Raw genomic sequence first — 3,249 nt, 5'->3', positions numbered from 1 at the left:
CCGGCGCGGCCCCGACCCACCCACCGCCCGCAGGCGCTACGCGCACCCCCACGCAGCGACACAGGCCGCCGCAGGCATCCGACGCGCACCCCCACGCACGCACGCGGGCCCTGCCGCTCGTGGCCGCGAGCGGCAGGGCCCTCCCCACTCTCGACTTCGCTCGAGCGGGGGCCCCATCACGTACGGCGTGGTTACCCGAGCCTCACCCCACCTTCTCGATCACCGCACGGCGGATCAGGAACTTGCCGGGCTCCCGTACCTGCTCGAAGGCGGCGTTGTTGAGCAGCACGCAGCTGCCGGAGACCGAAGTGACCTCCACCGTCGTGGACTTGTTGTTGTCCAGGTTGGTGACCTTCAGCTTCGTACCGGCCGGGAACTGGTTGCTGGACGCCGCCGGGGCGCCGCCCTCACCGGAGAGCGTGACGGTCGAGCCGTTGCAGACCTGCTGCCCCGAGCCCGCGGCATCGCCGCCGGTGTCTCCCGCGTTCCCCGTGTTGCCGGCGCCCCCCGTGTCGCCGGCCGCCGCGGGGGTGGTCTGTGCGGGAGCGGTCTGCGCCGGCTGTGAAGCCTGGGAGCCCTGAGCCGACTCCCCAACCGCACACCCGGACGCTTCCTGCTGAACCTTGATCTGCGCGATGACGGCCTCGCGGTTGGCGATCCGCGCCTCGGACTGCGCGTCCGGATCGGCCCGTTGACCGTCGATGAACTTCTGGTTGTTGCCGAGAGCGGTGGCGAGGCCTTGGCAGACGTTGGATTCTGCGGCCGACAGGGTCCTGGGACTCTGCGAGGCGTTCGAGGTGCTCGCCATGACGAAGGCACCACCTCCGGCCACCGTCGCCGCACTCAGCAACAGCGCGAGTTTCTTCTTCGTGCCGAGAGTTCTCCTACGCGACATGCGCGCCTCCTGAGAGGTAGGGGAGCGTACGCCGCTATGTACGAGATACCGAACGAAGTTACTCAGCGGTTACAGGAGTCACCGAAGTAACGTGCATCACACAAAGCTCGGGGAGTTCGGGAGGCCGGGGGGCTTCAGCTCTCCCGGGACAGAGCATCCCGTACGGCCTCTTCGGTACGCGCAACAACGGCCGTACCGTCGTCCGCCGTGATGATCGGCCGCTGGATCAGCTTGGGGTGCTCGGCCAGGGCCGTGATCCACCGCTCCCGCGAACCCGCGTCCCGGGCCCACTCCTTGAGCCCGAGCTCCTTGGCGACGGTCTCCTGGGTCCGGGTGATGTCCCAGGGTTCGAGCCCGAGCCGATCGAGCACGTCCCGGATCTCGTCCTCGGTCGGCACGTCGTCCAGATAGCGGCGGACGGTGTAGTCCGCCCCCTCCGCGTCGAGCAGGGTGAGGGCGCTACGGCACTTGGAACAGGCCGGATTGATCCAGATCTCCATGCGGTTCACGGTATCCCGAGCGGCTCGACAACCTCCCGCGACCGGGCCCCAGCTGCCTGCCGGACGCCCCGTGTTCGAATTTGCCGCCGCCTCACGCACATCTCTCGACCCCGCTGTGACACAGCGACAATTTCCTTGCTGACCAGGTGATTTCCTGGACGTTCGGGAGCCCCTGATTGTCAGTGCCGGGCAGTAAACTGTAAGCAGTGTTCGAGAGCGTCGCCGGGGAACCCGACCGACGCTCAACCGCGACAGGAGGATGCCTGTGCCCGCTGCCGCACTGAAGCCGAAGCCGACCCGCAAGCCGCTGCCCACCCAGTCCACCGCGAAGCACCCGGTGCTGCTCGACCTGCCGTACACGCCCATGGAGAAGCGGCCGCTGCCGCCGGGCCGTCCGCGCGAGTGGTACATCACCCACAACCGCCGCCTCAAGGCCATGCGCCTCGCGATCGCCCTGCTCGACTCAGGCGTCTTCATGGCCAACCAGGCCCGCAACGAGACGATCCGAAGCACCGCGGAGATGATCGGTGTGCACCCGCCGTCGGACACGACGTGCCACATGGTGCGGGCGCTCATGAGGTATTCGAGGTAAGCCGCGACGCCGGGTGCCCGCGCTGACCGAGGGCACCCGGCCCTGCCCTGCCCCTCCCCCTGCCTGTCCCTGCCTGCCCCCTACGCCGCCAACTCCCGCTCCAACGGCGTCCGAAACCGTGGCGTCACCCGAGCCGCCCCCACCCACTCCCGCAACCGCTCCGCCTCCACGGCGACCGCTGCCTCCGCCGCACGCCGCTCCACGCGCCCGAGGTCCTCCAGCAACCGCCAGACGATCTCCCCGTCCCCGCGCTGGGCCCAGCCGCCCACCACACGCCCGCTCCACCACACCGTCGGCCCCACATTGCCGCTCCGGTCGAACAACGACGGCCACAGCTCCGGCGCCAGATACCACTCCCGCCGCTGCCACCCCATCGCCGTGGGGTCGAGGGCGGGCAGCAGCGCCGCCCACGGCTCCGTCGGCCCGGCCACCGGACCGACGTCGCCGTCGACCACGTACCCCGGCCCCTCGTCCACGGACACGGCCTGCGCCCCGATCGCCGCCAGCGCCCGGCGTACTTCGGTCACCTTCCACCCCGTCCACCACTTGAGGTCGGCCTCCGTCGCCGGCCCGCACACCGCGAGCCAGCGCCGCAGCAGCTCCGCCTGCGCCTCGGACACGTCCAGCTCGGGATGGTCGGGCGCCACCGTCCACCGGAACTGCGACGACGTCCACGAGCCCAACGGCCGCCCCCGCACCACCTTCCCCTCGACGCCCAGCACCCGCAGCAGCCGCGTCGAGACGGTGTGCACCCCCTCGTAGCTCTTCCCGGCCCCGTACACGAACCGTTCGCGCAACCGCGGCTCGTCCTCGGCGAGTTCGGCCGCCGTCGCCGGCCCGCGCCGGGCGAGCGCGGCCAGCGCCGACTCCTCGACCTCCGCCAGCCAGGCCGCGTCCGGCGCCCCCGCCGTCGCCATGTGCTTGACCAGCGTGGCCCGCTCCCGGGCGGCGACGGCGAGGCCGGTCGAGGCGTGCACGACGGCCGTCAGCGCGGTGGGGAACACGAACACGGTGTGCCGCATACCGTGCATCCGGACCAGCGCCCGGTCCTCGTACAACGCCCGCTCGGTCCGTGCGACGGTCTTCGCGGGCTCCGCCAGCCGCGCGCCCACGGCCAGGTACACGGTCGCCGGATCGGTGCCGTGCAGCGCGACCAGCGACTCGGCGACCTCAACCGGCCCGGCCGCCCGAGCGGCCCCGGCCAGCCGATGCCGCAACCCCAGCCGAGCCCGCCGCTCCGCCACCCCGATGTACCGCACCCC

General features: G+C 71.4%; 4 protein-coding genes. 1 reads left to right on the top strand and 3 read right to left on the bottom strand.

What is annotated here, in order from left to right; all coding sequences use genetic code 11:
* Nucleotides 1–202 precede the first annotated feature (202 nt).
* Nucleotides 203–895, bottom strand: a complete 693-nt coding sequence (locus ADL12_RS20775; RefSeq protein WP_062704175.1) for an RlpA-like double-psi beta-barrel domain-containing protein — start codon at nucleotides 893–895, stop codon at nucleotides 203–205.
* Between the two features lie 134 nt (nucleotides 896–1,029).
* A complete protein-coding gene (locus tag ADL12_RS20770; protein ID WP_062704174.1) occupies nucleotides 1,030–1,395 on the bottom strand; it encodes an arsenate reductase family protein in 366 nt (121 codons plus the stop codon).
* Between the two features lie 265 nt (nucleotides 1,396–1,660).
* On the opposite strand from ADL12_RS20770, the gene ADL12_RS20765 reads away from it, so the two are divergent.
* Complete coding sequence (locus ADL12_RS20765) at nucleotides 1,661–1,987, top strand: hypothetical protein (protein ID WP_062704173.1); 327 nt, start codon at nucleotides 1,661–1,663, stop codon at nucleotides 1,985–1,987.
* Nucleotides 1,988–2,067: 80 nt separating this feature from the next.
* Here the strand turns inward: ADL12_RS20765 and ADL12_RS20760 are convergent.
* Nucleotides 2,068–3,249, bottom strand: a 1,182-nt coding sequence (locus ADL12_RS20760; protein WP_062704172.1) for a winged helix DNA-binding domain-containing protein, incomplete at its 5' end; no start/stop codon positions are given.

Source organism: Streptomyces regalis (genome assembly GCF_001509475.1).
In the GTDB taxonomy this organism is placed as follows: Bacteria; Actinomycetota; Actinomycetes; order Streptomycetales; family Streptomycetaceae; genus Streptomyces; species Streptomyces regalis.
Note: the sequence above shows the minus strand (reverse complement) of the source record. Positions and strands in the feature narration are given on the sequence as shown.